We start from the raw sequence: 26,339 nt of genomic DNA on the forward strand, positions 1-26,339 counted from the left end.
AAGTCTGTGTCAGCCGGCGAGCCGCTGACGGAGGTCGGCCAGGCGCGCCGACACGCTCGCGTCGATCACGTCGTCCGCGATCTGCACGCGCACGCCTCCGACGACGGTCGGGTCGACGACGGTGTTCAGCGAGACCGGCGTGCCGTAGCGCTTGGTGAGCGCAGCGGTGAGTCGCTCGCTCTGCGCCGCGCTGAGCGGTGCCGCGGCGACGACCGTCGCGACCGCGCGGTTGCGCTGGTCGGCGACGAGCCGCGTCGCACGCGCCAGCAGCTGACGCACGCGCCGCTCGCGGGGCTGGCGGATCAGGGAAGTCGCGATCAGCGTCGCCCCTGCGCTTGCGCGGCCCGCGAGGAGCTTCTCGACGAGCGCGCCCTTCGCTGCGGAGTCGCCCAGTCGGCTGCCCAGCGCGAGCTCGAGCTCGGGATTGTCGGCCACGGTCCGCGTGAATGCGAACAGCTCGGCCTCGACGTCGGCGTTCGCGTCGGCGATCGCGGCGGCCCGCACGGCGAGCTCCTCGATGCCGTCGACCAGATCGGCGGACGAGGACCACCGCTCGGCGACGGCGGTCGCCAGCAGCGATGCGGTCGCCGGCTTCACGGCCTTGCCGAACACGTCGAAGACGACCTTGCGGCGGGCCTCTGGCGACGCGGCGGAGTCGGCGAGCGCGCCGCTCAGCTGCGACGAGTCGCCCACGGCGCGCGCCACGGCGAACAGCTCGCCGGCCACGTCGAGGTCGACGCCCGACGCGGCGCGCAGCGCCGCCGTCGTCGCCGCCAGGGCCTGAGTGGTCGCGCTGCCCATTACGCCTTGGCCCCTTCGGACTCTTCGAGCTCGGCGAGGAAGCGGTCGACGACGGCCTGAGCCTTCTTGTCGTCGGACAGCGTCTCGCCGATCACACCGCCGGCGAGGTCGAGGGCGAGCGTGCCCACCTCGCTGCGCAGCGAGACGAGTGCCGTCTGGCGCTCCGCCTCGATCTGCGCGTGCGCGGTGGCGGTCAGGCGCGCGGCCTCCGCGGAAGCAGTCTCCTTGGCCTCGGCGACGATCTTCTTGCCGTCCTCGCGGGCGGCGTCGCGGATCTCACCGGCCTCCTGGCGCGCGGCGGCGAGCTGCGCCGTGTACTCCTCGAGGGCGGCCTCAGCCTTGCGCTGGGCCTCGTCGGCCTTGGCGATGTTCCCCTCGATGGCAGCGGAGCGCTCGTCGAGCAGCTTCTTCATCCGCGGAAGGGCGACCTTCCAGAAGATGACGAGGATGACGATGAAGCACACCGACGACCAGATGATGTCGTACCACGCGGGGAGCAGAGGGTTGTGCGCCGCTTCGGCGCCCTCCTCCGCGGCGTACGTGACAAGAGCGTTCAGCATCCTGTCTCCTTAGGTGAGGTCGTGAGTAGAGGTCGTCAGGATCACGCGTAGCCGAAGATGAAGCCGGTCGCGATGCCGATGAAGGCGAGCGCCTCGGTGAAGGCGATACCGATCCACATGAGCACCTGCAGGCGGCCGGCCAGCTCGGGCTGGCGGGCGACGCCCTCGATCGTCTTGCCGACGACGATGCCCACGCCGATGGCCGGGCCGATCGCTGCAAGGCCGTAACCGACGGTGGCGATGGAGCCGGTGACCTCAGCGAGAACGGTAGTTGCGTCCACGGGGGTGTTTCCTTTCGGTTGTGGGCGGCCCTGCGTCTTCCGGACGCAGCGCCGTCCCGCTTTCAGTGCTCTTCGGCGACCGCGAGCTGGATGTAGACCGCGGTGAGAAGGGCGAAGACGTAGGCCTGGAGGACGGCCACCAGGATCTCGAACAGGGTGAAGATGAAGCCGAACGCGAGGCTGCCGGCGCCGAGGATCGACCACCAGCCGCCCATGTCGAAGATGAAGAACTGCGTGGCGGCGAAGAACAGCACGAGCAGCAGGTGGCCGACCATCATGTTCATCAGGAGTCGGAGCGTCAGCGTGACGGGACGGATGATGAACGTCGAGATCAGCTCGATCGGCGTGACGATGATGTAGATCGGCCACGGCACGCCCGAGGGGAAGAGCGAGTTCTTGAAGAAGTTCTTCGGGCTCTTCTTGATGCCGGCGTAGATGAACGTCACGTAGCTCACGACCGCGAGGGTCAGCGGCACCGCGATGATGCTGGTGCCGGCGATGTTCAGGAACGGGATGATGCCCGTGATGTTCATGAACAGGATCATGAAGAACATCGTCGTGAGGATCGGCAGGAAGCGCTGGGCGTCCTTCTTGCCCAGCAGATCTTCGCCGATGTTGACGCGGACGAAGTCCAGCCCCATCTCGACGAGGCTCTGGAAGCGCCCCGGCACGACACGCATGCGGCGCGTGCCGAGCCAGAAGATCACGACGACGGCGATCGTGGCGAGGAACTGGATGAGGTGGATCCGGGTGATCGGAACACCGGCAAGATTGAAGAGGATCTCAGGGAAGAACTCATCGATCGAGGGCCCGTGGAAGACGGGGGGTTCATCCGTGGCAAAGGGGGCGATCAGGGTCGCAGCATGAATAGACAGCGCTGGCTCCAGCTTCGGGGCACCGGTCGAGAACCGTTGCGACGATGGTCGATGAGCGTCACTCCGCAAGTACTCGCTGAGCGAGTGGGCGGGCGCTCGTTCAGCCTATCAAACTTGTGAGGTCGCTGAATCCGCGGGCGGGCGGATCAGGACGCGCGCGGTTCTTCGTCCCGCTTGTCCCCCGTGTCGGGGTCGGTCGGAAGAGCCACATCGCTCACGTGCGGCACCCGCATGCGCAGCATCACCACCACGTCGATCGCGAGAGATGCCACCACGCTCGCCACGAGCGCGAGGAAGAAGACCGTGGGCTGGATCCACGGCTGCCCGCGAAGGACGAACAGGATCACGATGAAGACGATGAACTTGAGGATCCAGCCGCCCATCACGATGCCGAAGAACACCGGCACATAGAGCTCGTTGCCGTACCACCGATTGGCGATCAGTATGCTCGCCGCGGTGATGCCCAGGAAGACGGCCGCGACAAGCACGCCCGCGAGGGCGCTCCAGAGGCCGTTCGTGCCTGCGACGAGGAATCCGACCACGGCACCGATGACCGCCAGGATGGCGGTCACCGTGCCAGACCACACGAGGACGGTGCGAAGGATCGGGGTGCTGGAAACGGGACTGGGGCTCATCGGGCGTCCTCCTGTGCGGGCGCGGGATCGGGCTGCGGTGCGGGTTCGGGATCGGAAGACACCGACGCCGCGGCGAGCGGGCGGCGGTGAGAGGGAAGAAGGGTGACGACGAGGCATGCGGCGATGCCGACGATGCCGTAGAACACGCCGAAGAGGTAGTCCCCCGGCCACTGCAGCGTCGTGCCGATGTACATCAACAGCACCGAAAGGCTCACCAGCGCGGTCCACGCGTAGAAGATGAGCACGGCGTCGCGGTCGGTGTGGCCCATGTCGAGCATGCGGTGGTGCAGGTGCTTGCGGTCGGGCGAGAACGGCGACTTGCCCCTGCTCATGCGCCGCACGACGGCGAGGCCGAAGTCGAGCAGCGGCAGCAGCACGACGACGACCGGCAGGAGGATGGGGATGAACGCACCGAGCAGCTGCGAGCGGCCGAAGGCGTCGTTGTCGGCGATCATCGCGGGGTCGAAGTTGCCGGTGATGGAGATCGCCGAGCACGCCATGAGGAGGCCGAGCATGAGCGCGCCGGCATCGCCCATGAAGAGGCGCGCAGGGCTCCAGTTCAGTGGGAGGAAGCCGATGCACGCGCCGATGAGCACGGCGGCGATGAGCGACGACAGCGTGAAGTAAGTGCTCGAGCCGATGTCGCGGAACACCATGTAGGAGTACGCGAAGAAGACGAGGTTCGCGATGAGGCACACACCGGCGACGAGCCCGTCGAGCCCGTCGATGAAGTTCACCGCGTTCATGACGACGACGATCGAGAACACGGTGAGAGTGAAGCTCGCCCAGCTCGAGAAGATCGTCATCCCGCCCAGCGGCAGCGTGTAGATCTGCAGCTGCCCGAACCACGCGATGACGCCGGCGGCGAGGAACTGCGCGCCGAGCTTGATCATCCAGTCGAGGTCCCACAGGTCGTCGAGGACGCCGACGACCACGATGAGCCCGGTCGCGCCCAGCAGCGCGTACATCTGCTGCGGCTGCGCCCAGACGATGGAGAAATACGGATGCTGCGACGACACCGCGAACGCCGCCAGCACGCCCAGGAACATGGCGATGCCGCCGAGGCGCGGCGTAGGGGTCTTGTGGACGTCGCGCTCGCGGATGCCCGGATACAGCTTGTACTTGAGGCTGAGTCGCCACACCGCCCACGACAGGACGAAGGTGACGGCCGCCGTGAGGAGGATCGTGAAGACGTACTGCTTCACGAGCGGTCGGGTTCCGGCGCCTCGAGCGCCGCAACCGCCTCAGGGTCCGCAGCAACGTCGGCCGTGGCATCCGTCTCGAAAGCTGCCGGATCTGCCGCGGGCTCCGAGCCGGGGTCGGGTTCGAGGAGGTCGCCGAGCACGTCGCGCAGCTGCTCGCGGCTCACGGCGCCGTCGCGCAGCACGCGCACCCGGGGCTCGTCGCCCACGACGAGGCTGGTCGCGTCGATGATCGTCGAAGGGATGCCGGTCTTCGACGGCCCGTCGCCGAGGTAGACGGCGACGCTGTCCTTCAGCATCCCCTCCGCATCCTCGGCGGTGATGCCGGCCGCCATGCCGGTGAGGTTGGCGCTCGAGACGGCGAGGGGTCCGGTCTCTTCGAGGAGTTCGAGGGCGATGCGGTGCGCGGGCATGCGCACCGCGACGGTGCCGCGAGTCTCGCCGAGGTCCCACGACAGGGACGGCTGCGAGGGCAGCACGATGGTGAGGCCGCCGGGCCAGTAGGCCTCGACCAGACGCTCGATCGGTTCGGGCACCTCGGCGACGAGCGCGCGCAGCGTCGTGAGCCCGGCCACGAGAACGGGGGGCGGCGACTGGCGGCCACGACCCTTCGCCGCGAGTAGGCGCGCGACGGCGGCGTGGTCGAAGGCGTCGGCGGCGACGCCGTAGACGGTGTCGGTGGGGATGACGACGAGCTCGCCCCGGCCGATGGCCTGGCGCGCCTGGCGCATGCCGGTGAGCAGCTGTGACTCGTCACGGCAGTCGTAGATGGGGGACATGTCGCCCGCCAGTCTAGTTGTGAAGGCCCGGACGAACGCTCCGAAGCGGCGGCACGGTCAGGGGCGCAGCGCGGTGGTCGCGCGGTCGCGCATCGTGAGGTCGGGGTGCGTCGCGGCGGCGCGCCAGCCGTCGGCCTCGAGGATCCGGCGGATCGCCTCCCCCTGCCATTCGCCGTGCTCGATCACGAGCATGCCGCCGGGGTGCGCCAGGCGCATTCCCACCGCGCTCAGGATGCGGACGACGTCGAGGCCGTCCTCCCCTCCGTACAGGGCCGCGGGCGGATCGAAGAAGCGCACCTCCGGATCGCGCGGGATCGCAGCATCCGGAACATAGGGAGGATTGGACGCCACGACCGACACCGTGCCGTCGAGCTCCGGGAACGCGTGGGCCAGGTCGATGAAGGCGAGCGTCGCGTTGTCGGCGCCGACCCGCGAGAAGTTCTCCTTCGTCCATACGAAGGCGTCGACCGAGTTCTCCGCCGCGAACACCCGGGCGTGCGGCACCTCGGTCGCCATCGCGAGGGCGATCGCGCCGCTGCCGGTGCCGAGATCCACAGCGACGGGAGACACGGATGCTGCCGCCCGCAGGGCGTCGATCGCCAGCTGCGCGACGACCTCGGTCTCGGGACGCGGCACGAAGACGCCCGGGCCGACCCGCAGCTCCAGGTGGCGGAACGGGGCCGTGCCGGTGATGTGCTGCAGCGGTTCGCGCGTGACGCGGCGCGCGACGAGTTCGTCGAGACGGGCGGCATCCTGCGCGGTGAGCCGGTCGCCGCGGATCGCCGCCGCCTGCACTCCCCCGCGCCCGGTTCCGAGCACGAAGGCGGCGAGCAGCTCGACGTCGACGGACGGGTCGGCGATGCCGGCCTCGGCCAGGCGGGCGGCGGCACGCCGGAGAGCGTCGGAAAGAACGGAGGATTCGTCGGGAGCAGGCATGACCGATCCACTCTAGGCGGAGTGCTTCACCCGGCGGCGCGGCCCGACGGGTCGCGATCGCGCGGGGATCAACGGGCTGATCCGGCGGGAACCGGTGAAGATACCGGGGCGGGGCGAGGCTTTCGTCACAGAAGGACGCAAAGGAAAACGCGCCCCCTAGGCTGGTGCTCGATCCGCCGAGAACCCGCGAAAGGCCCGATATGACCGGCATTCATCCCGACATCACGTCCGCATTCGGCAACACGCCGCTGGTGCGCCTGAACCGCGTCACCAACGGCGCCGGCGGGAACGTCCTGGCGAAGCTGGAGTTCTACAACCCCGCCTCGAGCGTCAAGGACCGCCTGGGCATCGCCATCGTCGACGCCGCCGAGGCATCCGGCGAGCTGAAGCCCGGCGGCACGATCGTCGAGGCCACCAGCGGCAACACCGGCATCGCGCTGGCGATGGTCGGTGCGGCGCGCGGCTACCGCGTCCTGCTCGCGATGCCGTCCTCGATGTCGATCGAACGTCGCCTGCTGCTGAAGGCCTACGGAGCAGAACTCGTGCTCACCGACCCCGCCGGCGGCATGAAGGGCGCGATCGCCAAGGCGGAGGAGCTCGTCGCCGACATCCCCGGCGCGATCCTGGCCCGCCAGTTCGAGAACCAGGCGAACGTCGAGATCCACCGCAAGACCACCGCGGAGGAGATCATCCGCGACACCGACGGTCAGATCGACTACTTCGTCGCCGGCATCGGCACGGGCGGCACCATCACCGGCGTCGGCCAGGTGCTCAAGGAGCGCGTGCCCGGAGCTAAGGTCGTGGCCGTCGAGCCCGCCGACTCGCCGCTGCTGACGAAGGGCACGCCCGGACCGCACAAGATCCAGGGCATCGGCCCGAACTTCGTGCCGGCGATCCTCGACCAGGGGGTCATCGACGAGGTCATCGACGTCGAGTTCCCCGACGCGATCTCGACCGCGCGCGCCGTCGGCACGCAGGACGGCATCCTCGTCGGCATCTCGTCGGGCGCCGCCATCTGGGCGGCACTGCAGGTGGCCGCGCGTCCCGAGGCCGCGGGCAAGAACATCGTCGTCATCGTCCCCTCGTTCGGCGAGCGCTACCTGTCGACCGCGCTGTACGAGGATCTGCGCGAAGATTGACACGTCACGACGGCGCGCCGGCCAGACCCGTTCGGGCGCCGGCGCGCCGTCGTCGTCTTCTTCCGCACCGCCTGATCGAGGGAGCACCACGTGCCCGGCATCCATTCCGACATCACCACCGCCTTCGGTGAGACGCCGCTCGTCCGGCTCAACGCGCTCACCGAGGGCCTCGGCGCGGAGGTGCTCGCGAAGCTCGAGTTCTACAACCCGGGCTCGTCGGTCAAGGACCGCCTGGGCTACGCGCTCGTCGAGGCCGCCGAGGAGGGCGGAGAGCTGGCGCCGGGCGGCACGATCGTCGAGTCCACGAGCGGCAACACGGGCATCTCGCTCGCGCTGATCGGCGCCGCGCGCGGGTATCGCGTGATCCTGACGATGCCCGCCTCGATGTCGAAGGAGCGTCGCATCCTCCTGAAGGCCCTGGGCGCCGAGCTCGTGCTGACGGACCCCTACAAGGGCATGACCGAGGCGGTGGAGACCGCCCAGCGCATCGTCGCCGACACCCCCGGCGCCATCCTCGCGCGCCAGTTCGAGCACGAGGCGAACGCCGCGATCCACCGCAAGACCACCGCCGAGGAGATCTGGCGCGACACCGAGGGCCGCGTCGACTGGTTCGTCGCGGGTTCGGGCACCGGCGGCACGATCACGGGAGTCGGCCAAGTGCTGAAGGAGCGCAACCCCGACGTCAAGATCGTCCTCGTCGAGCCGAAGGACTCCCCCGTGCTCACCGAGGGCCGCGCAGGCGGCCACCGCATCCAGGGGATCGGCCCGAACTTCGTCCCCGAGGTGCTCGACCGCTCGGTCGTCGACGAGATCTTCGATGTCGAGTTCGACGACGCCATCGCGGTCGCCCGCGAGCTCGCGACCCGCGAGGGCATCCTCGCCGGGATGTCGGCCGGCGCCGCGGTGTGGGCGGCGCTCCAGATCGCGGCCCGTCCTGAGGCGGCCGGACAGCGCATCGTCGTGATCGTGCCCGACTCCGGCGAGCGCTACCTGTCGACCGCACTGTACGAGCACCTGCGCGAACCGGAGGCCGAGACCAAATGACCGACGAACGCATCGGATTCTTCGCGAGGGCCCGCGAAGACGTCGCCGCGGCGAAGCTGCGCGACCCCGCCGCCCGCGGCGGCCTCGAGATCGCTGTGCTGTACCCCGGCCTGCACGCCATCTGGGGGCACCGCGTCTGGCACGCGCTGTGGACGCGGAACTTCCGCTTCGTCGCACGCGCCGGGTCGCAGATCACCCGGTGGCTCACCGGCATCGAGATCCACCCTGGGGCGACCATCGGGCGCCGCTTCTTCATCGACCACGGCATGGGCGTCGTGGTCGGCGAGACCGCCGAGGTCGGCGACGACGTGATGCTCTACCACGGCGTCACGCTGGGCGGCCGCCAGCGCGAGGGCGGCAAGCGCCACCCGACGATCGAGGACGGCGTCGCGGTCGGCGCCGGTGCCAAGATCCTCGGGCCCATCACGATCGGGGCGGGATCCGTCGTCGGCGCGAATGCGGTCGTCACGAAGGACGCCCCCGCCGACAGCGTCCTCGTCGGCGTGCCCGCCAAGCCGCGCGCCCGCCGCGTCGGGGACGACACCCGCGCGCTGCTGACAACACCCGAGTACCACATCTGACCCTCCGGACACGGATGCTGCGGCCTGCGGCTGCGCGCCGCTGCTCGGGTCCGGCCGGGGTCACGCCGCGCTGCGGCGGTAGATCGCGGCTGCGGCCGTCCGCGACGGCGCCTCGAGCTTGCGCAGGATCGCCGACACGTGCACCGACACGGTCTTGACGCTGATGTAGAGCCGTTGCGCGATCTGGCCGTTGCTGAGCCCCTCGGCGACCAGCTCGAGCACCTGCTCCTCGCGCGCGGTGAGCAGTGAGCGTGACGCGTCGCCGGTGAGTCCGGCATCCGTCATCAGCGCGTTCGCGCGCGCGGCGAGGCCGTCCGCACCGAGCCCCTCGGCGTACGACGCGGCCGCTGCGAGCGCCTCGCGTGCTCCGGTGCGGTCGCCGTCGGCCAGGAGCGCCTCGCCGTGCCGCACGCGTGCATACGCGCGGATGTAGGCGGGCCCGATCGCGTCGATCGCAGCGGTCCACGGCCCTTCGCCGAGCTCGGCGGCGAAGACGGCCGCCCACAGCGGGGTGACCGGCCAGGCGTCGAACCCGGCGAGCACGGCGCGGTAGGGCTCGACGTCGGCGTCCTCGCCGTGTTCGCGCAGCATCGCGACGGCCCGGGCCGCGATCGCGGTCAGCGGCAGCGCGAGCACGCCGCCGGCGGGGGTCTCCCACGCCAGCTGCGCGTGGGAGAGGGCTTCGTGCGCGTCACCACGCGCGAGGGCGAGCTCGCCGCGGTCGTACGCCATGCCGAATCGCGTCTGGTACTCGTACGCTCCGAACCGGTCGAGTTCGAAGCGCGCCGCCTCCAGCGCCGCCTCGGCGCCGTCGATGCGACCGCGCCAGATCGCCAGGCACACCAGGCGCTCCCGGAGGAACGCGGAGTAGAGCCCCGGTTCCACCAGCGGCAGCAGCCCGCCGAGCTCCTCGGCCTCGCGAAGACGCCCGGCGTAGATGTGCGCTTCGATCACGTTGGCCTCGATCATCACGAGGGGCCCGAGATCCGCGACGTGCGAGCGCCCGTAGCCCATCCCCTCCTTCGCCACGGCCACCGCGTCGTCGTACCGGCCGACCTGCATGAGGGTGTTCGAGTAGTTGATGTAGTAGCGCATCATGGCGCGTACGAAGCCGCCCGAACACGCACGCGCCTCCTCGAACAGCGCGACGCCGCCGACATCGCCCACGCTGGCGCGGCAGGTCGCCGAGATGAGCAGCGCCTGGGCGACGATCTCGGCCGCAACCGGGTCTCCGCCGGATGCCGCCGCCGCGGCCGTGTCGCGCGCCTGCGCGGCGATGTCGTCGCCGCGGCTCTGACGCCCATTGAGCATATGGACACGCGCCGAGCTGAGCAGCATCCCTGCTCGCTGGACGTCGTGGCGCGGGTCGTCGCCGAGGATCGCGAGCGCTTGCTCGATGCTGTCGACGCCGTCCGACACGCCCGCCTGGAACTGGATCGTCGCCAGGTCACCGAACATCTCGGCGCGTCCGACGACATCGACCTCGGGCCAGAGGGCGATCGCCTCCCTCGCGAACGCGAGCGCGCGATCATTCCGGTTCGCCGACACGAGGGCGCCCGAGGTCCGGCGCAGCACCTCGTGACGCGGCATCCCGCAGACCGCCTCCGGGTCGGCCACGGCGTCCCACAGCTCGAGCGCCCGCTCCCCCGCCTCCGCCGCGGTCGACCATGCCGACGCGACGCTCGCCGCCCGCTGCGCCGAGACGGCCGCGGCGAGGGCACGGTCGGGCACGTGAGCGGCCCGCCAGTGATGGGCGATGTCGGCGAGCACTCGTGCAGTCGGCGGCGACTGCTCGAGCGCCACCGCGTACGCAGTGTGCAGGCGCGTGCGCTCGGTGGGCAGCAGTTCGGCGTACACGGCCTCCTGCATCAGCGCGTGCCGGAACGCATACGCCTCACCGCGGATCACCACGACCTGCGCATCCACCGCTTCGCGGACCGCCGCCTCGAGCACGACGTCGTCGCCGTCGAAGGCCGCCCGCAGCACCACGTGCTCCACCTCCACGCCGCCGGTCGCCAGCACCCGGGTGAACCGGCGCGCCTCGTCGTCCAGCCGTTCGTAGCGCAGCAGCAGCACGTCGCGCAGCGACACCGGAAGCCGCTCGCCCGAGAAACTGGCGAGCTCTTCGACGTAGAACGGGATCCCGTCGCTGCGCGCGGCGATGTCGTGCAGCACGCCGGCCGCCAGCACGTCGCCGTGCACCGCGGTGGCGAGCGCGCCGACCTCGGCGGGACTGAGGCGCGCGAGCGGCCGGTGGGTGAGGAGGCGGGCACGGTCGAGCTCGCCGAGCACCGGGCGCAGCGGGTGGGCCCGGCCGACGTCGTCGGTGCGGTACGACAGCAGCACGAACAGCGGCAGCACGGCCGTCCGGCGCACCAGCCGCGCCGCGATCTCGGCGGTCGTGCTGTCAGCCCAGTGGAGGTCCTCGATGATGACGACGAGCCGGTGCGTCCGTGCGAGCTGCGAGAAGAGCTCGACGACGACATCGGCGAGCCGGTCGGCGTCGCCGGGATCGCCGGCGAGGGCGGGCACGAGCACCCCGAGGGCGTCCGCGCCGGGGCCCGCCGCGTCTCGAACCGCGTCGACGCCGAGGCCGTCGACGAGGTCACGGAGGAGGTCGGTGATCGCCGTCAGGGGCGCCGGGCCCGAGCCCGAGTCGACGCATGCGCCGCGAACGACCACCGCGTCGTCGAGGCTCTCGGTGAAGTCGCGCAGCAGCCGCGTCTTGCCCATGCCGGCATCGCCCGATACGACGATGGCGCGGCCTTCCGCGCCGACGGCGTCGACCTCGTCGCGCAGCGCATCGAGGTCCGCCTGGCGGCCGACAAGGGGCACCCGGCCGATCTGCATACCGCCCATCATCCCACCAGCCTCACGGATGAGGCGGCCGCCCAGGATCGGGAGGACTCCCTATCGGGGAACCTCAGCTGCGGCGGTCCTGCACCTTGTTCTTGATGAACAGCGGCGGCAGCAGCCACGTCGCGAGCGCGGTCACGAGCCATACGACGAGCGTTCCGATGATCCACGCGACCGGACCGTCGATGCCGATGCCCGCGGCGGGGATCAGCACCGCGATGAGCAGCGCCACGAACGTCGACAGCAATCCGATGCCGCCGATCAGCGCGTTGGCGTGCCGCCGCGTGATCTTGAACAGCCAGGGCGCGAGCACGCTCTGCAGCACCGCGAAGATGACGACCGCGAGCAGGATCCCCCACCAGTCGTTCCAGTGCAGGAAGAAACCCGGAAGGAGCAGGTCGGCCGCGATGAGGCCGAGCGCCGCCGACACCAGGAAGATGAGGGCGCGGATGAGCAGCGTGAGCACGCTCGAAGCTTATTGGCGCAGCATCCGTCCTCCGCGGCGCGCCGCGCCCGCCTCTCCCGTTGAACGGGTTCACTTGCGCTGCGTGTACGTGGACCGGCCAAGAACGCGTACACACAGCGCGAGTGAACCAGTCGGACGGGTACGGCGGGGCGCTTCAGGAACGTGAGCGCAAGTGAACCGTCGGACGGTGCCAGAGCGGCGGGAAGAGGACGGGGGCGGCGCAGCGCGCCGACGCGTCAGGCCTCGTCGGAGCCCAGCGCCGCCAGACGCGCCTCTTCGTCGGCCGTGATGGCCGACTCGATGATCGGCTCGAGGGCGCCGTCCATCACCTGGTCGAGGTTGTAGGCCTTGTAGCCGGTGCGGTGGTCGGCGATGCGATTCTCGGGGAAGTTGTACGTGCGGATGCGCTCGGAGCGGTCCATGCCGCGGATCTGCGACTTGCGGGCGTCGGATGCCGCGGCCTCGAGCTCCTCCTGCTGCTTGGCGAGGAGGCGTGCCCGGAGCACGCGCATGCCGGCCTCGCGGTTCTGCAGCTGCGACTTCTCGTTCTGCATCGACACGACGATGCCCGTCGGCACGTGCGTGATGCGCACCGCCGAGTCGGTCGTGTTGACCGACTGGCCGCCCGGACCCGACGAGCGGAAGACGTCGATCTTCAGGTCGTTCGGGTCGATGTGGATCTCTTCGGGCTCGTCGACCTCGGGGAACACCAGCACGCCGGTGGTCGAGGTGTGGATGCGCCCCTGCGACTCGGTCGCCGGAACGCGTTGCACGCGGTGCACACCGCCCTCGTACTTGAGGTGCGCCCACACGCCCTGCGCAGGGTCGGACGAGGAGCCCTTGATCGCGACCTGCACGTCCTTGTAGCCGCCGAGGTCCGACTCGTTGCGCTCGAGGAGCTCGGTCTTCCAGCCCTTCGACGCCGCGTACTGCAGGTACATCCGCAGAAGGTCCGCGGCGAACAGCGCCGACTCGGCGCCGCCCTCACCCTGCTTGATCTCCATGATCACGTCGCGCGCGTCGTCGGGGTCGCGCGGGATCAGCAGACGCCGCAGGCGCTCCTGCGCCCCGGCCAGCCCGGCCTCGAGAGCCGGGACCTCCTCGGCGAACGCGTCATCCTCACGGGCGAGCTCGCGGGCGGCATCCAGATCATCGGATGCCGCCACCCAGTCCTCGTGGGCCTTCACGATGCGCGACAGCTCGGCATAGCGCCGGTTCACCCGCTTGGCGCGCGCCGCATCGGCGTGCACCGCGGGGTCGGAGAGCTCCTCCTGGACCGCGCGGTGCTCGTCGATCAGCGCCCGGACGGAATCAAACATCGCGGGCTCGGACATCGAGGCTCAGCGGATGCTGTTGTCGTGGTCGTGGCTGCGGCCACCGCCGTGCCCGCTCGCGGGCGCGGGAATCGACTTCTGCATCTGCACGAGGAACTCGACGTTCGACTGCGTCTCCTTGAGCTTGCCGAGCACGACCTCGAGCGCCTGCTGGGGGTCGAGGCCGGCCAGCGCGCGGCGGAGCTTCCAGGTGATCTTGACCTCGTCGGGCGAGAGCAGCATCTCTTCGCGACGCGTGGACGACGCGTTGACGTCGACGGCCGGGAAGATGCGCTTGTCGGCGAGCTGGCGGTTCAGGCGCAGCTCGCTGTTGCCGGTGCCCTTGAACTCCTCGAAGATCACGTCATCCATCTTGGAGCCGGTCTCGACGAGGGCGGTGGCGAGGATCGTGAGCGATCCGCCGTTCTCGATGTTGCGCGCAGCGCCGAAGAAGCGCTTGGGCGGGTACAGCGCCGACGCGTCGACGCCACCGGTGAGCACGCGACCCGAGGTCGGCGCCGAGATGTTGTACGCACGGCCGAGACGCGTGATCGAGTCCAGCAGCACGACCACGTCGCGGCCGAGCTCCACGAGGCGCTTCGCACGCTCGATGGCGAGCTCGGCGACCGTGGTGTGGTCCTCGGCGGGACGATCGAAGGTCGAGGCGATGACCTCGCCCTTCACGGTGCGCTGCATGTCGGTGACCTCTTCAGGACGCTCGTCGACGAGCACGACCATGAGGTGCACCTCGGGGTTGTTGATCGCGATGGCGTTGGCGATCTGCTGCAGCACGATCGTCTTGCCGGCCTTCGGGGGTGCGACGATCAGGCCGCGCTGGCCCTTGCCGATGGGCGCGACCAGGTCGATGATGCGCTGCGTCAGCTTCTCGGGGGCCGTCTCGAGGCGCAGGCGCTCCTGCGGGTAGAGCGGCGTGAGCTTGCCGAACTCGACACGCGCGGCGGCGTCATCGACCGACAGCCCGTTGATCGCATCGACCTTGACCAGCGCGTTGTACTTCTGGCGGCTGGACTGCTCGCCCTCGCGCGGCTGCTTGATCGAGCCGACGACCGCGTCACCCTTGCGCAGGTTGTACTTCTTGACCTGGCCGAGCGAGACATAGACGTCGCTCGGGCCGGGGAGGTAGCCCGAGGTGCGCACGAATGCGTAGTTGTCGAGCACGTCCAGGATGCCCGCGATCGGGATGAGGACGTCGTCCTCACCGATCTCGGTGTCGAACTCGTCGCCGGTCGCCTGACCGCTGCGGCGCTTGTTGCGCTGACGACCGCGGCCGTTGCCCTGGGCCGGCTGCTCGTCCTCCTGCGCGTCGGCCTTCGCGGGCTCGGCGGCGGGCTGGGCGTTCTGGCCCTGTGCGCCCTGAGCGTTCTGACCCTGGGCGCCCTGAGCGTTCTGGCCCTGGGCGTTGCGGTTGCGGCTGCGGCTGCGGCTGCGGCTGCGGCTGCGCGACGGGGTCTCGCCACCCTCGGCCTCGGCGTCCTGCTCGGTGCCCCCGCCCTCGGCCTCGGCCTCGGCGGGAGCCTCTGCGTCGGCCGCGGGGGCCTCAGCGGGGACGGATGCCTCCTCCGCGGCCTGCACGCCGGCCTCGCCGGGCGCGGCCTCGGCCGGTGCTGCCTCGGCGGTCGCGTCGGCCGGGGTCTCGGCAGGTGCTTCGGCCGTGGGTTCGGCCGGAGCGACGTCGGTGCTCTTGGCACGACGAGGCGCGCGCTTGCGCGGGGCCTTGGCCCGCGCGGCCGGAGCTTCGGCGGCGGCCTCAGCAGCGACGACCTCGGCGACGACCTCTTCGGCTACGACCTCGGCGACAACGGCCTCGGCGACAGCCTCCTCGGCGACCGCGTCCGCGACCGCAGCCTCGGCGACAGCCTCCTCGGCGACGGCGTCGGCGATGATCGCCTCGGCCACGGCCTCCTCGGCCGCTTCCTCAGCGGCCTCGGCGGCGGCTGCGTCGCCCGTGTCCTCGGCGACGATCGCCTCGGCGACCGCCTCCTCGGCGACCTCTTCCGCGGCGAGGGCCTCGACGACGGCCTCGTCTGCGACGGCGTCGGCCGCCTCAGCGGCCTCGACGGCCTCTTCAGCGACTTCCTCGGCCACGACGGCCTCGATCACGGCTTCCTCTGCCACGGCCTCGGCCTGGGCTTCGATGCTGTCGACATTCTCGACGGCCTCGGGCGCTTCCGCGCGCTCGTCGGCCGGAACGTCGGCGTGGATCTCGGAGATGGACTCCACGAGTTCTCCCTTGTGAAAAACGAACGATTGTGCACGAACGCACGGCGCTGCCGGGTGGCGTCTGCCTGCTTCGAACAGTTGTCACGCCTGTCGAAGCACCCGCCGACGGGGTGAGGGACCGCGAGGGTGCTCAGCGGACGTCGGCAGGTCAGAATGCCGTGCGGTGGTTTCGCAGATTTGCGACGGAGGCCAGATTCACGTCTTACGTGGAACCCTCCGCGTACTCCCTCACTGTACCACCCTTGAAGTCGACGGCGAGCATGAGCGCCTCCCACGGGGTGTCGGTCGCCGCCGCCGCGAGAGCGGCCGCCTCGAGGCGGCGTCCTGGACCGTCGGCGAGCACGAGCACGCTCGGCCCCGCTCCCGACACGACGGCCGCGAAGCCCGCCGCCCGGAGGCCGCGCACGAGCGCGTCGGTCTCGGGCATCGCGCTCGCGCGGTAGTTCTGATGGAGTTTGTCCTCGGTGGCCGCCTGCAGCAGCTCAGGGCTCTGTGTCAGCGCCGCGATCAGCAGCGCGGAGCGCGAGACATTGAAGACCGCGTCCTCGCGCGGCACATGCATCGGCTGCAGGCTGCGGGCGAGCTTGGTCGACATCGTGAACGTCGGAACGAAGACGAGCGGCGACACACCGCGGTGCACGAGCAGCTTCTTGTGCTGCGGGCCGTCCTCGTCGACCCACGCGATGGTGAGGCCTCCGAACAGCGCCGGTGCGACGTTGTCGGGGTGACCCTCGAGCTCGGTGGCGAGGCCGAGCAGGGCGTCGGACCCGAACTCGACGTCGCCCTCCAGCAGTCCCTTCGCGGCCAGGAGGCCGGAGACGACCGCCGCGCCGGACGAACCGAGGCCGCGCCCGTGCGGAATCACGTTCTTCGCGACCAGGCGGAGTCCCGGCATCCGTCGTCCGACCGACTCGTACGCGTACGCGATGGCGCGCACCACGAGGTGCGACGCGTCGCGGGGCACATCGGCCGCGCCGGCGCCCTCGACCTCGATCTCGAGCTCGCCTTCGGGCAGCGCCGTGACGTCGAGCTCGTCGTACACGCTCAGCGCGAGGCCGAGGGTGTCGAACCCGGGTCCGAGGTTGGCGCTCGTCGCGGGCACCCGCACCACCACGCGGCGGCCCGGCGCCGGAGCGACGGCTGCATTCACGCGGTCGCCGCCGCGGGAGCGAGCTCCAGGACGGATGCCACCTCCGACGTCGTGGCGTCGACCACCGTGGGCTCGACCTCCGAGCCGTCGGCGTTGCGCAGGGCCCAATATGGGTCCTTGAGGCCGTGGCCGGTCACCGTGAGCACGACACGCGCGCCCTGCGGCACGATGCCTGCCTCGACGCGGTCGAGCAGACCGGCGACGCTGATGGCCGACGCGGGCTCGACGAAGATGCCGACCTCGCCCGCGAGGAGCTTCTGCGCCGCGAGGATGCGGTCGTCGTCGATGGCGCCGAAGTACCCGTCGGTCGCCGCACGGGCCTCCAGCGCGAGGTCCCACGAGGCCGGGTTGCCGATGCGGATGGCGCTGGCGACCGTCTCGGGGTGCTTCACGACCTCGCCGCGCACGAGCGGCGCGGAGCCCTCGGCCTGGAATCCGAACATGCGCGGCACGCGGGTCGACACGCCGGCCTCGGCCTCTTCGCGGTAGCCGCGGGTGTAGGCCGTGTAGTTGCCGGCGTTGCCGACCGGGATGAAGTGGAAGTCAGGAGCGTCACCCAGCTGCTCGACGACCTCGTACGCGGCGGTCTTCTGGCCGTCGATGCGGTCGGGGTTGACCGAGTTGACGAGGTGCACCGGGTAGTTGTCGGCGAGCTCGCGCGCGATCTCGAGGCAGTCGTCGAAGTTGCCGCGGATCTGGATCAGCCGGCCGTTGTGCGCGACGGCCTGGCTGAGCTTGCCCATCGCGATCTTGCCCTCGGGCACGAGCACCGCCGCCGTGATGCCGGCGTGCGCCGCATACGCGGCCGCTGAGGCGGAGGTGTTGCCGGTCGAGGCGCAGATGACGGCCTTCGCGCCGTGCTCGATCGCGCGGGAGACCGCGACCGTCATGCCGCGATCTTTGAACGAGCCGGTGGGGTTCATGCCCTCGAACTTCACCCACACGTCGGTGCCGGTGCGGCGCGACAGCGCCGGCGCGGGGAGGAGGGGCGTGCCGCCCTCGCCGAGGGTGACCACGGTCGAGGCATCCGTGACGCCCAGTCGATCTGCGTACTCGCGGAGGACTCCGCGCCAAACGTGTGCCATGTCAGTTCTCCTTCAGAAAAGTCTTCAATTGCCTTCGACGCGCAGCACCGAGACGACGCGCTCGACCACGCCGCTCGCAGCGAGGCGGTCGACCGTCTCGCTCAGGTCCTGCTCCAGAGCCTTGTGCGTGCCGATCACCAGTCGGGCCACGCCGGTGGCGCCGTCGGCCGACTCCACGACGGTCTGCTCGACCGTCGCGATCGACACGCGGCCCTCGCTCAGGATGCCCGCGACCGTCGCCAGCACGCCCGGCTGGTCGTCGACCTCGAGAGTGATCTGGTATCGCGTGGTGACGCGACCGATGGGGACGATCGGCAGGTTCGCGAGCGTCGACTCGCCGACGCCCACGCCGCCCGCGATGTGGCGGCGCGCGGCCGACACGACGTCGCCGAGCACAGCGGAGGCGGTCTGCACCCCACCGGCGCCCGCGCCGTAGAACATCAGGTTGCCGGCCGCCTCGGCCTGCACGAACACCGCGTTGTTGGCGCCGTGAACGCTCGCGAGCGGGTGCGCGCGGTCGATGAGCGCCGGGTAGACGCGCACCGAGATGGATTCACCGGATGCCTCGGTCAGGCGCTCGCACACCGCGAGCAGCTTGATGACGTACCCGGCGTGGCGCGCGGCATCCATCAGTGACGTGTCGATCGATGTGATGCCCTCGCGATGCACGGCGTCGAGCGGGACGGTGGTGTGGAACGCCAGGCTCGCGAGAATCGCGGCCTTCTGCGCGGCGTCGTAGCCCTCGACGTCCGCCGTCGGGTCGGCCTCGGCGTAGCCCAGGCGCTGGGCGTCGGCGAGCACGTCGGCGAACTCGGCACCCTCGGTGTCCATGCGGTCGAGGATGTAGTTCGTCGTGCCGTTGACGATGCCCATGATGCGCTGGATGCGGTCGCCCGCGAGCGAGTCGCGCAGGGGACGGATGATCGGGATCGCACCGGCGGCCGCCGCCTCGTAGTAGACCTCGGCGCCCACCTGGTCGGCGGCGTCGAAGATCTCGGGGCCGTGCGAGGCCAGGAGCGCCTTGTTGGCCGTCACGATGTCGGCACCGGAGTTGATGGCGTGCAGCACGTACTCGCGCGCCGGCTCGATGCCGCCCATGAGCTCGATGACGATGTCGGAGCCGACGATGAGCGAATCCGCGTCGGTCGTGAAGAGCTCGCGCGGCAACTCCACGTCGCGCTTGGCGTCGACGTCGCGGACCGCGATGCCCACCAGCTCCAGGCGCGCACCCGCCCGGTCGGCGAGCTCGTCGGCGTGCTGTCGCAGCAGCGAGGCGACCTGAGAGCCCACGGACCCGGCTCCCAGCAGTGCGACGCGGAGGCGGCGGTAGTCGGTCACTTCGTCTCGCTTCGCTCGCTCAGTACAGGCATGCGCTGTTTCCCTTCCGTCGATGCGCCGGCGAGCAGGCGCCCGTCGTGCTCGGTGCTGAGGCCGGCGTCGCGGGCGAGCAGATCGTCGATCGTCTCGCCGCGCACGATGACGCGTGCCTCTCCCCCGCGCAGCGCCACCACGGGCGGGCGGGGGACGTAGTTGTAGTTGCTCGAGAGCGAGAAGCAGTACGCGCCGGTCGCCGGGACCGCGAGCAGGTCGCCGGGCGAGACGTCGCCCGGCAGGTATTCGGCGTCCACGACGACGTCGCCGGACTCGCAGTGCTTGCCCACGACGCGCGACAGCGCCGGCTCGGCGTCGCTTGTGCGCGAGGCGATGCGGGCCGAGAACTGCGCGCCGTACAGGGCGGGGCGGGCGTTGTCGCTCATGCCGCCGTCGACGCTCACGTACAGGCGCGTGTCGCCGCTCTCGAGCGCGACCGGCTTGGTCGTGCCCACCTCGTACAGCGTCACCCCCGCGCGGCCCACGATGGCGCGGCCCGGCTCGAACGCGAGATTCGGAACCGGGATGCCGCGCACCTCGCACTGCCGCGCGACAGCCTCGGCGATGCCGAGGGCGAGGGCCTCGATCGGCGTCGGGTCATCAACGGACGTGTACGCGATGCCGAAGCCGCCGCCGAGGTTCAGGACGGGCAGTTCGCCGCCCTCGCGAAGCTCGGCGTGAAGCTCCACCAGGCGGGAGGCGGACTCCTCGAAGCCGGCCGTGCCGAAGATCTGCGAACCGATGTGGCAGTGCAGGCCCACGAACTCGAGGCCGGCAAGCTCGCGGATGCGGGCGACGGCGGCCGGGGCATCCGTCAGCGTGAAGCCGAACTTCTGATCTTCGTGGGCCGTCGCGAGGAAGTCGTGGGTCTCTGCGTGCACGCCGCTGTTGACCCGCAGCAGCACCGCCTGCGTCGCGCCGCGGCGCTCGACGATCGCCCCGAGGCGCTCGATCTCGATGAGGCTGTCGATGACGATCGAGCCGATGCCGATCTCGACGGCGCGCTCGAGCTCGGCCACCGACTTGTTGTTGCCGTGAAAGCCCAGGCGCGCAGGGTCGGCTCCCGCTGCGAGGGCGACGGCGAGTTCGCCACCGCTGCAGACGTCGACCGCGAGTCCCTCTTCGGTGACCCAGCGCACGACCTCGGTGCTCAGGAACGCCTTGCCGGCGTAGTAGACGCGGGCCTGCACACCGTGCAGTGCGGCGGCCGCGCGGAACGCGTCGAGGGTGCGGCGGGCGGTCGCGCGCACCTCGTCCTCGTCGATGACATAGAGCGGTGTCCCGAACCGCTCGCGCAGGGCGGTCGCGGGGACGCCACCGAACGCGAGCACGCCGTCGGCGTCACGCGTCGCGGTGGCCGGCCACACGGCGGGAGCGAGCCCGTTCGCGTCTGCGGGGCGTTCGAGCCACGCGGGAGCGGCGGAACGGGGATGCGGGTCGGCGGACACGGTGGACCAATCGGTGGGAGCTTCGACGCTGGCCGTCCGGGAGCCCGGGAGCGGCTGTGCCAGGCCGGAGGGGGTCACGCACCTGGCGGTGGTAGCAGTCTAGGGCACGTGGCTCCGGCCCCCCGCGCCGTGTGACGCCCCACGGCGTCTCAGGCGCAGGTGCCGTTCTGCTGGAGTGCGGGATCGGTGGCGATGGCCCCGTCGACGTCGAAGTCGGCGACCAGGACGTCGCCGGTCACCTCGACGGCTGTGAGGGTCACGCCCGACGGCAGGTACTGCGCGATGCAGACGTTCCAGTCGCGCAGAACGGCATCCGCGAGACCCCCGAACTGCCTGCGCAGCGCATCGGCGGTCGCCTCGGATTCGCCGACACGGAGCGCGGCGGGCGTCAGCACGATGGCGCCGTCGGCCGCGGACGGTGCCAGTGCGACACCCACCGGGATGGTCACGCCGAACAGCTGCAGATCGATCGACATCGTCACGTTCGGCGCGGCGAGGCCCATCGTGTCGGCGGGGAAGCCCTCGACCGTGGCCAGGAGCGTGCGCAGCTGCGCCTCATCGAGCGAGACCGTCGCGGTGGCGCCGCTCATCTCGCCCGTGCCGCGCACGGCCACGTCGTGGGCGGTGACACTGACGTCACCGGTGACTCCGCCGAACGTCACGTCGTCCGACGCGATCGTGAGGTGGTCGACGGTGCCCGAGATCAGCTGAGGGATCACCGCGCCGGCGATCTCGACGTCGATCTGCTGATCGGCCGGCAGCGACAGCTGGGTGCGCACCTGCTCGCGGACGACGCCGGTCACGATCTGCCGGGCGATCGCCTCGGCGGCGAACCAGGCGGCGACGGCCAGCACGGCGACGATCGCGAACGCCACGATCCAGGGCCACACGCGGCGCGATCGCTCCGGTGCCGAATGCACCATGCCCTCCGGAAGAGGTTCGGTCACCTGCGTGTCGCCTCTGGCCATGTCTACATCCGCTCCGGGGCGGTGACCCCGAGAAGATCGAGGCCATTGCGCAGCACCTGGCCCGTGGCGTCGTTGAGCCACAGGCGGGTGCGGTGCACCGGCTCGACGGGCTCATCGCCCAGCGGGATCACCCGGCAGTTGTCGTACCAACGGTGGTAGAGCCCGGCGAGCTCCTCGAGGTAGCGGGCGACGCGGTGCGGCTCGCGCACCTCGGCGGCGAACGCCACGATGCGCGGGAACTCCTGCAGCGCGCCGAGGAGCGCCGACTCGGTTTCGTGCGTCAGCAGCTCGGGGGCGAACTCGGAGCGGTCGACGCCCGAGCCGCGCGCGTTGCGCGCCACGTTGTGCGTGCGTGCGTGGGCGTACTGCACGTAGAAGACGGGGTTGTCGTTGGTGCGCTTGCGGAGGATCTCGGGGTCGAGCGTGAGCGGCGAGTCCGCGGGGTAGCGCGCGAGCGAATACCGCAACGCGTCGGTGCCGATCCAGTCGCGGAGGTCGTCGAGCTCGATGATGTTGCCCGCGCGCTTGGACAGCCGCGCACCGTTGACCGACACGAGCTGCCCGATGAGCACCTCGATGTCCTTCTCGGGGTCGTCGCCCGCCGCGCCCGCGAGCGCCTTGAGACGGTGCACGTAGCCGTGGTGGTCGGCGCCGAGAAGGTAGATCTTGTGCGCGAAGCCGCGGTCGCCCTTGTTGAGGTAGTACGCGGCGTCGGCGGCGAAATACGTGTACTCGCCGTTGGAGCGACGGATGACGCGGTCCTTGTCGTCGCCGAAGTCGGTGGTGCGCACCCACACCGCACCTTCCTCGTCGAACACGTGGCCCTGCTCGCGCAGGCGGTCGACGGCCTCGTCCACCAGGCTGGGCTCGCCGCCCGACCCCTTCGCGTGGAGCGTGCGCTCGCTGAAGAAGACGTCGAAGTGCACGTTGAACTTCTCCAGCGACGCCTGCAGATCGCCGAGCTGCAGCTCGTAGGCGCGGTCGCGCGCGATCCTCAGCTGCTCCTCGTCGGGGAGCGACAGGAGCTCGGGCACCGCCGAGACGACGCGCTGCGCGAGATCGTCGATGTACGAACCCGGATAGCCGTCCTCGGGCGTCGGCTCACCCTTGGCGGCGGCGAGCACCGAACGGCCGAAGCGGTCCATCTGCGCGCCCGCGTCGTTGACGTAGAACTCACGGACGAGCGTCGCGCCGCTGGCGAGCAGCAGGCGCGCCATCGAGTCGCCGAGTGCCGCCCAGCGGGTGTGGCCGATGTGCATCGGACCCGTCGGGTTGGCGCTCACGAACTCGAGGTTGATGGTGTTCCCCCGCTGGGACTCGTTCGTCCCGAACGCCGCGCCCGCGTCGACGATGGTCTTCGCGAGCGCGCCTGCGGCCGCGGCATCCAGTCGGATGTTGATGAAGCCGGGTCCGGCGACCTCGACGTCGGCGACGCCGTCGACCTGCGCGAGACCTGCCGCGATGTCTGCGGCGAACTCGCGCGGGTTCGCACCGATGGCCTTTGCGAGCTTGAGCGCCGCGTTCGAGGCCCAGTCGCCGTGGTCGCGGTTCTTGGGCCGCTCGAGCGGCAGATCGGCGACGGTGAGCCCGTCAGCCGCACCGGGTCGTCGCGCCTCCGCGAGCGGGGCGACGACGGCGAGCAGGGCGGCGGAGAGGGCTTCGGGATTCATAGCCCGTCAAGTCTACGGGCGCCGCCTGCTCCGCCCCGTGCGCGGGCTAGGAGATCTGCACCAGGGCGCCGAAGTCGTCGGCGGCGGGATCGGACGCCTGCGGCAGCGCTTCGGGCAGGGTGTCGAGGCCGTCGAGGGTCGCGGCCTCGGGAACCACCCAGGCGTCGACGCGCAGGCGCCTGAGTCCCACGTAGCCGCCGTGGTAGCTGAGGAACGCGCAGTCCGCCGCATCGCGACCCGTCGCGATGCGCACGAGCGAGTTGCGGTTCGCGAGGCGCGTCGCGTCGATGACGTACCAGGCGCCGTCGAGGTACGCCTCGGCGACGGCGTGGAAGTCCATCGGGCGCAGCCCCGGCGCGAAGCACGCGGCGTAACGGGCCGGCATGTCCATCGCGCGCAGGAGCGCGATGACGACGTGTGCGTAGTCACGGCAGACGCCCTGGCCGGTCATCAGCGTCGTGACCGCGCTGTCGGTGCCCTGGCTGAGGCCGGGGGTGTATGTGGTGCTCGTCGAGACGAACTCCGAGACGGCCGCGATCAGGTCGTGGCCCGACAGCCCCTTGAACTGGCGACGGGCCTGCTGGAACACCTCGTCGGACTGCGCATAGCGGCTCGGACGAAGGTAGGTGATGGCTTCGAGGTCGCTCGTGCGGTTGCTCGCAGCCTGCCCGTCGACCGTCGCCTCGTACCGGATCTCGAGGTGGCCGGGCTCGCCCGTGAGGCGGTGCAGACGGCTGCCGGACTGGTCGACGATCTCCGTCGGCGTGTACACGCGATCACCCTGTGTGAACGTCAGCTGCTCACTCGAGATCGGCACCGCCTGGGCGGCGGCGATCTGGAAGATGAGGTCGACGGATGCCCCCAGTTCGAGGTCCATCTCAGCGGTCACGACGCGTTGCACCGAAGTATCCTCGCACGCCGCGCGGACTCGATCGCGCGGGGTTGACAACCTCTTCCTGGGATTGCTCAGCAAGCGGTTCCCACCCTCAGGATCGACTCTCACTTTTCCCCAGTTCACCGCCCGTGCACAGACCGCATCGGAGCATGACTTACCCTCTTCACATGCACGCGCCCGGCCGCACCCGAGCTCGGCGGCTCTGGCTCCCCCTGATGGGCGCTGCCCTGGCCGTCGCCGCGGTGTGCGCGGTGGCCGTTCTGCGCCCCTGGGGGGCACCCGAACCGGTGGCTCCTGCGGCGGTGGCCGAGGGTGACCCCGCGGTCGCAGCATCCGTTTCTCCCGCTCCCCTGGTGCTCGACGAGGGCGCGCGCGTGCTGGTGTTCGGCGACTCGTGGGTCTACGGCTCGGCGGCGACCGTGCCGACACTCGGCTTCGCGTACCTGCTCGCCGAGGAGCTCGGCGTCGAGACCGTCGTGAACGGCGTACGCGGCAGCGGCTACCTCAAGCCGGGCCTCGACGGGCCGGCGTACGGCGAGCGCATCGACGTTCTGGACCCGGCGCTCGACCCCGACCTCATCATCGTCGAAGGGTCCATCAACGACCGCAGGCTCTATCCGACCGGATATCGGGATGCTGTCACCGCCGCGTGGGACGCCCTCGAGGCCCGCTATCCCGACGCCGAGATCGTGATCCTCGGCCCGTCCCCGCAGGTTCTGCCCGTGCAGGACGCGACCCGGAAGATCGACGCCGATCTGAGCGAGCTCGCCGGCGCGCGCGGCTGGTGGTACATCTCCCCCATCACGGAGGACTGGATCACCGACGCCAACTACTCGAAGGTCATCGACACCGGTCCCATCGGCCGTGACCACCCCTCGACCGACGGCCACGCGTACCTCGCCGACCGCGTCGCGACAGCGATCGAGCGCATGGAGCAGCAGCCCGCGATCGTCGCGGACGCGCCCCTCGACGACTCTCCCCCGACGCCCTGAGGTGGCGGGGCCGACGCCGCCCGGGTGGTAGTCTCGATCGGCACGCCTCCGTAGCTCAGGGGATAGAGCGTTGGTTTCCGGTACCAAAGGTCGCAGGTTCGATTCCTGTCGGGGGCACGTACGCGAGGAGGCCGGCCCGAAGGGTCGGCCTCCTCGCGGTAGTGGCACCGCGCGGCGCGTGCTGGTCGACCTCGTCAGTACCGCTCTGCGGCGAGAAGGATGCGCAGGGCGATCAGTGTGACCCACGGGTTCGGCAGCGTCTTGCCGGTTGGACCCCAGTCGACGGACTCCACGTTGGATCCGTCATCGCTCACCCGGTACCACCGTGCGGTCGCGGGCCATCCGCCGCCGGGGAGCCGTCGAGACTCGAGAAGGTCCAGCGCCCGGTCGCAGCGCGGGTCGCGCAGGTCGTTCGTCTCGCGGAGTGCATCGAGCCCCGCCAGAACGTCGTAGTGCCAGTACGACGGAAAATGCAGCTGCACCGTTGAAGGGCGGAGCGGTTCGTCGACGGACCGCCGATAGGTGACGTGCCGTTCGAGGAGGAACTCGGCGGCTGGGCGCACATGTTCGCGGTGGTCGCCGTGGGCCACGAGGCCTCGCAACGGGAGGAACGTTTCGTTGACGGACGACATGTGCGCTCCGGTCGGCGGTCGCAGTTCCAGCCGCCGTCGGGCCATTGCCACTGTGCGAGACGATCGGCCAGGACGTCCACGCGCGGATCGCGACGGTAGCCGAGCAGGATCGCAGCCCACAGGGCGCCGCCCTGCTGCGAGGCGCATCGTCGCGCCCTGCCCGCCACGACGGGGACGAACTGTTGACCCGAGCTCACTCTCGATACTTCCCGGTCCGCGAGGTAATGCGGGGCGGTCCACTGAGCGAGCACTTCGTCGATGATGCGATCCACCTCCGGATCACCGCCGGGGCAGCCGAGCGTCGCGAGGTGCATCGCGACCCAGTGCGCGCCCTGCCACTTGCGGTACGTGCTCGCGCCGACCCGCGCCCGTCCCGCGAGCAGAGCTCGCACCCGGACGGATCCGCGGATGCTCTTGCG

24 protein-coding genes and 1 tRNA gene are annotated in these 26,339 nt (G+C 70.5%); 5 read left to right on the forward strand and 20 right to left on the reverse strand.

The window, feature by feature from the left end; translation table 11 throughout:
* Positions 1-9 precede the first annotated feature (9 nt).
* From MRBLWH7_RS07405 to prmC, 8 genes are all read right to left on the reverse strand, one after another.
* Positions 10-801: a F0F1 ATP synthase subunit delta gene (locus MRBLWH7_RS07405; protein WP_342000681.1), complete on the reverse strand. Its 792-nt coding sequence runs from the start codon at positions 799-801 to the stop codon at positions 10-12.
* Positions 801-1,361: a F0F1 ATP synthase subunit B gene (locus MRBLWH7_RS07410; RefSeq protein WP_342000683.1), complete on the reverse strand. Its 561-nt coding sequence runs from the start codon at positions 1,359-1,361 to the stop codon at positions 801-803. Before MRBLWH7_RS07410 ends, MRBLWH7_RS07405 begins: the two co-directional genes overlap by 1 nt.
* 41 nt (positions 1,362-1,402) lie before the next feature.
* On the reverse strand, positions 1,403-1,642 hold the full coding sequence (atpE, locus tag MRBLWH7_RS07415) for an ATP synthase F0 subunit C (RefSeq protein WP_056121278.1): 240 nt from the start codon (positions 1,640-1,642) through the stop codon (positions 1,403-1,405).
* Between the two features lie 62 nt (positions 1,643-1,704).
* Positions 1,705-2,496: a F0F1 ATP synthase subunit A gene (atpB, locus tag MRBLWH7_RS07420; protein ID WP_342001961.1), complete on the reverse strand. Its 792-nt coding sequence runs from the start codon at positions 2,494-2,496 to the stop codon at positions 1,705-1,707.
* A 167-nt stretch (positions 2,497-2,663) separates the two neighbouring features.
* Positions 2,664-3,152: a hypothetical protein gene (locus MRBLWH7_RS07425; protein ID WP_342000689.1), complete on the reverse strand. Its 489-nt coding sequence runs from the start codon at positions 3,150-3,152 to the stop codon at positions 2,664-2,666.
* Positions 3,149-4,357: an MraY family glycosyltransferase gene (locus MRBLWH7_RS07430; protein WP_342000691.1), complete on the reverse strand. Its 1,209-nt coding sequence runs from the start codon at positions 4,355-4,357 to the stop codon at positions 3,149-3,151. Before MRBLWH7_RS07430 ends, MRBLWH7_RS07425 begins: the two co-directional genes overlap by 4 nt.
* On the reverse strand, positions 4,354-5,133 hold the full coding sequence (locus MRBLWH7_RS07435; RefSeq protein WP_342000693.1) for an L-threonylcarbamoyladenylate synthase: 780 nt from the start codon (positions 5,131-5,133) through the stop codon (positions 4,354-4,356). The genes MRBLWH7_RS07430 and MRBLWH7_RS07435 overlap by 4 nt, the downstream gene beginning before the upstream one ends.
* A gap of 57 nt (positions 5,134-5,190) precedes the next feature.
* Positions 5,191-6,069, reverse strand: a complete 879-nt coding sequence (prmC, locus tag MRBLWH7_RS07440) for a peptide chain release factor N(5)-glutamine methyltransferase (RefSeq protein ID WP_342000695.1) — start codon at positions 6,067-6,069, stop codon at positions 5,191-5,193.
* A 200-nt stretch (positions 6,070-6,269) separates the two neighbouring features.
* On the opposite strand from prmC, the gene cysK (MRBLWH7_RS07445) reads away from it, so the two are divergent.
* The 3 genes from cysK (MRBLWH7_RS07445) to epsC all read left to right on the forward strand — a co-directional run bounded on the left by cysK (MRBLWH7_RS07445) (position 6,270) and on the right by epsC (position 8,833).
* Positions 6,270-7,208: a cysteine synthase A gene (gene cysK / locus MRBLWH7_RS07445; protein ID WP_342000697.1), complete on the forward strand. Its 939-nt coding sequence runs from the start codon at positions 6,270-6,272 to the stop codon at positions 7,206-7,208.
* A gap of 90 nt (positions 7,209-7,298) precedes the next feature.
* Positions 7,299-8,252 carry a cysteine synthase A gene (cysK, locus tag MRBLWH7_RS07450; RefSeq protein ID WP_342000699.1) on the forward strand — a complete coding sequence of 318 codons (954 nt, stop codon included), beginning with the start codon at positions 7,299-7,301 and terminating at the stop codon, positions 8,250-8,252.
* Positions 8,249-8,833: a serine O-acetyltransferase EpsC gene (gene epsC / locus MRBLWH7_RS07455; RefSeq protein ID WP_342000701.1), complete on the forward strand. Its 585-nt coding sequence runs from the start codon at positions 8,249-8,251 to the stop codon at positions 8,831-8,833. The genes cysK (MRBLWH7_RS07450) and epsC overlap by 4 nt, the downstream gene beginning before the upstream one ends.
* A 60-nt stretch (positions 8,834-8,893) precedes the next feature.
* Here the strand turns inward: epsC and MRBLWH7_RS07460 are convergent, their stop codons facing one another.
* The 11 genes from MRBLWH7_RS07460 to MRBLWH7_RS07510 form a co-directional block, all read right to left on the reverse strand.
* On the reverse strand, positions 8,894-11,695 hold the full coding sequence (locus MRBLWH7_RS07460; RefSeq protein ID WP_342000703.1) for an AAA family ATPase: 2,802 nt from the start codon (positions 11,693-11,695) through the stop codon (positions 8,894-8,896).
* Between the two features lie 61 nt (positions 11,696-11,756).
* On the reverse strand, positions 11,757-12,155 hold the full coding sequence (locus tag MRBLWH7_RS07465) for a hypothetical protein (RefSeq protein WP_342000705.1): 399 nt from the start codon (positions 12,153-12,155) through the stop codon (positions 11,757-11,759).
* Positions 12,156-12,391: 236 nt separating this feature from the next.
* Positions 12,392-13,474 (reverse strand): peptide chain release factor 1, encoded by a 1,083-nt coding sequence (prfA, locus tag MRBLWH7_RS07470; protein ID WP_342000707.1) that lies wholly within the window; start codon positions 13,472-13,474, stop codon positions 12,392-12,394.
* Between the two features lie 21 nt (positions 13,475-13,495).
* Positions 13,496-15,709, reverse strand: a complete 2,214-nt coding sequence (gene rho, locus MRBLWH7_RS07475) for a transcription termination factor Rho (protein ID WP_342000709.1) — start codon at positions 15,707-15,709, stop codon at positions 13,496-13,498.
* 202 nt (positions 15,710-15,911) lie between these two features.
* On the reverse strand, positions 15,912-16,859 hold the full coding sequence (thrB, locus tag MRBLWH7_RS07480) for a homoserine kinase (RefSeq protein ID WP_342000711.1): 948 nt from the start codon (positions 16,857-16,859) through the stop codon (positions 15,912-15,914).
* The gene (gene thrC, locus MRBLWH7_RS07485; RefSeq protein ID WP_342000713.1) at positions 16,856-17,944 is read right to left on the reverse strand and encodes a threonine synthase; all 1,089 of its coding nucleotides are present in this window, start codon (positions 17,942-17,944) and stop codon (positions 16,856-16,858) included. Before thrC ends, thrB begins: the two co-directional genes overlap by 4 nt.
* A 24-nt stretch (positions 17,945-17,968) precedes the next feature.
* The gene (locus MRBLWH7_RS07490; RefSeq protein WP_342000715.1) at positions 17,969-19,282 is read right to left on the reverse strand and encodes a homoserine dehydrogenase; all 1,314 of its coding nucleotides are present in this window, start codon (positions 19,280-19,282) and stop codon (positions 17,969-17,971) included.
* Complete coding sequence (gene lysA, locus MRBLWH7_RS07495) at positions 19,279-20,763, reverse strand: diaminopimelate decarboxylase (protein WP_342001964.1); 1,485 nt, start codon at positions 20,761-20,763, stop codon at positions 19,279-19,281. Before lysA ends, MRBLWH7_RS07490 begins: the two co-directional genes overlap by 4 nt.
* A gap of 149 nt (positions 20,764-20,912) precedes the next feature.
* Positions 20,913-21,731: a DUF2993 domain-containing protein gene (locus MRBLWH7_RS07500; RefSeq protein ID WP_342000717.1), complete on the reverse strand. Its 819-nt coding sequence runs from the start codon at positions 21,729-21,731 to the stop codon at positions 20,913-20,915.
* 2 nt (positions 21,732-21,733) lie between these two features.
* The gene (locus MRBLWH7_RS07505) at positions 21,734-23,401 is read right to left on the reverse strand and encodes an arginine--tRNA ligase (protein ID WP_342000719.1); all 1,668 of its coding nucleotides are present in this window, start codon (positions 23,399-23,401) and stop codon (positions 21,734-21,736) included.
* A 46-nt stretch (positions 23,402-23,447) separates the two neighbouring features.
* Complete coding sequence (locus MRBLWH7_RS07510; RefSeq protein WP_342000721.1) at positions 23,448-24,302, reverse strand: transglutaminase family protein; 855 nt, start codon at positions 24,300-24,302, stop codon at positions 23,448-23,450.
* 161 nt (positions 24,303-24,463) lie between these two features.
* Here MRBLWH7_RS07510 and MRBLWH7_RS07515 point away from each other — a divergent pair, with 161 nt between their 5' ends.
* Together MRBLWH7_RS07515 and MRBLWH7_RS07520 are read left to right on the forward strand one after the other, a co-directional pair.
* Complete coding sequence (locus MRBLWH7_RS07515) at positions 24,464-25,288, forward strand: SGNH/GDSL hydrolase family protein (protein WP_342000723.1); 825 nt, start codon at positions 24,464-24,466, stop codon at positions 25,286-25,288.
* A gap of 44 nt (positions 25,289-25,332) precedes the next feature.
* Positions 25,333-25,405: transfer RNA gene (locus MRBLWH7_RS07520), tRNA-Arg, on the forward strand.
* A 77-nt stretch (positions 25,406-25,482) separates the two neighbouring features.
* Here the strand turns inward: MRBLWH7_RS07520 and MRBLWH7_RS07525 are convergent.
* Positions 25,483-25,920 carry a hypothetical protein gene (locus MRBLWH7_RS07525; RefSeq protein ID WP_342000725.1) on the reverse strand — a complete coding sequence of 146 codons (438 nt, stop codon included), beginning with the start codon at positions 25,918-25,920 and terminating at the stop codon, positions 25,483-25,485.
* Positions 25,921-26,339: the final 419 nt, after the last annotated feature.

The organism is Microbacterium sp. LWH7-1.2 (assembly GCF_038397755.1).
In the GTDB taxonomy this organism is placed as follows: Bacteria; Actinomycetota; Actinomycetes; order Actinomycetales; family Microbacteriaceae; genus Microbacterium.

Bases quoted from the DNA above. Each gene is read 5' to 3' on its own strand.
- MRBLWH7_RS07405 (WP_342000681.1), bottom strand. From the start codon at position 801: ATGGGCAGCGCGACCACTCAGGCCCTGGCGGCGACGACGGCGGCGCTG.
- epsC (WP_342000701.1), top strand. From the start codon at position 8,249: ATGACCGACGAACGCATCGGATTCTTCGCGAGGGCCCGCGAAGACGTC.
- MRBLWH7_RS07410 (WP_342000683.1), bottom strand. From the start codon at position 1,361: ATGCTGAACGCTCTTGTCACGTACGCCGCGGAGGAGGGCGCCGAAGCG.
- MRBLWH7_RS07525 (WP_342000725.1), bottom strand. From the start codon at position 25,920: ATGTCGTCCGTCAACGAAACGTTCCTCCCGTTGCGAGGCCTCGTGGCC.
- prfA (WP_342000707.1), bottom strand. From the start codon at position 13,474: ATGTTTGATTCCGTCCGGGCGCTGATCGACGAGCACCGCGCGGTCCAG.
- thrC (WP_342000713.1), bottom strand. From the start codon at position 17,944: ATGGCACACGTTTGGCGCGGAGTCCTCCGCGAGTACGCAGATCGACTG.
- MRBLWH7_RS07515 (WP_342000723.1), top strand. From the start codon at position 24,464: ATGCACGCGCCCGGCCGCACCCGAGCTCGGCGGCTCTGGCTCCCCCTG.
- MRBLWH7_RS07500 (WP_342000717.1), bottom strand. From the start codon at position 21,731: ATGGCCAGAGGCGACACGCAGGTGACCGAACCTCTTCCGGAGGGCATG.
- MRBLWH7_RS07505 (WP_342000719.1), bottom strand. From the start codon at position 23,401: ATGAATCCCGAAGCCCTCTCCGCCGCCCTGCTCGCCGTCGTCGCCCCG.
- MRBLWH7_RS07425 (WP_342000689.1), bottom strand. From the start codon at position 3,152: ATGAGCCCCAGTCCCGTTTCCAGCACCCCGATCCTTCGCACCGTCCTC.
- prmC (WP_342000695.1), bottom strand. From the start codon at position 6,069: ATGCCTGCTCCCGACGAATCCTCCGTTCTTTCCGACGCTCTCCGGCGT.
- cysK (WP_342000697.1), top strand. From the start codon at position 6,270: ATGACCGGCATTCATCCCGACATCACGTCCGCATTCGGCAACACGCCG.
- MRBLWH7_RS07460 (WP_342000703.1), bottom strand. From the start codon at position 11,695: ATGATGGGCGGTATGCAGATCGGCCGGGTGCCCCTTGTCGGCCGCCAG.
- MRBLWH7_RS07435 (WP_342000693.1), bottom strand. From the start codon at position 5,133: ATGTCCCCCATCTACGACTGCCGTGACGAGTCACAGCTGCTCACCGGC.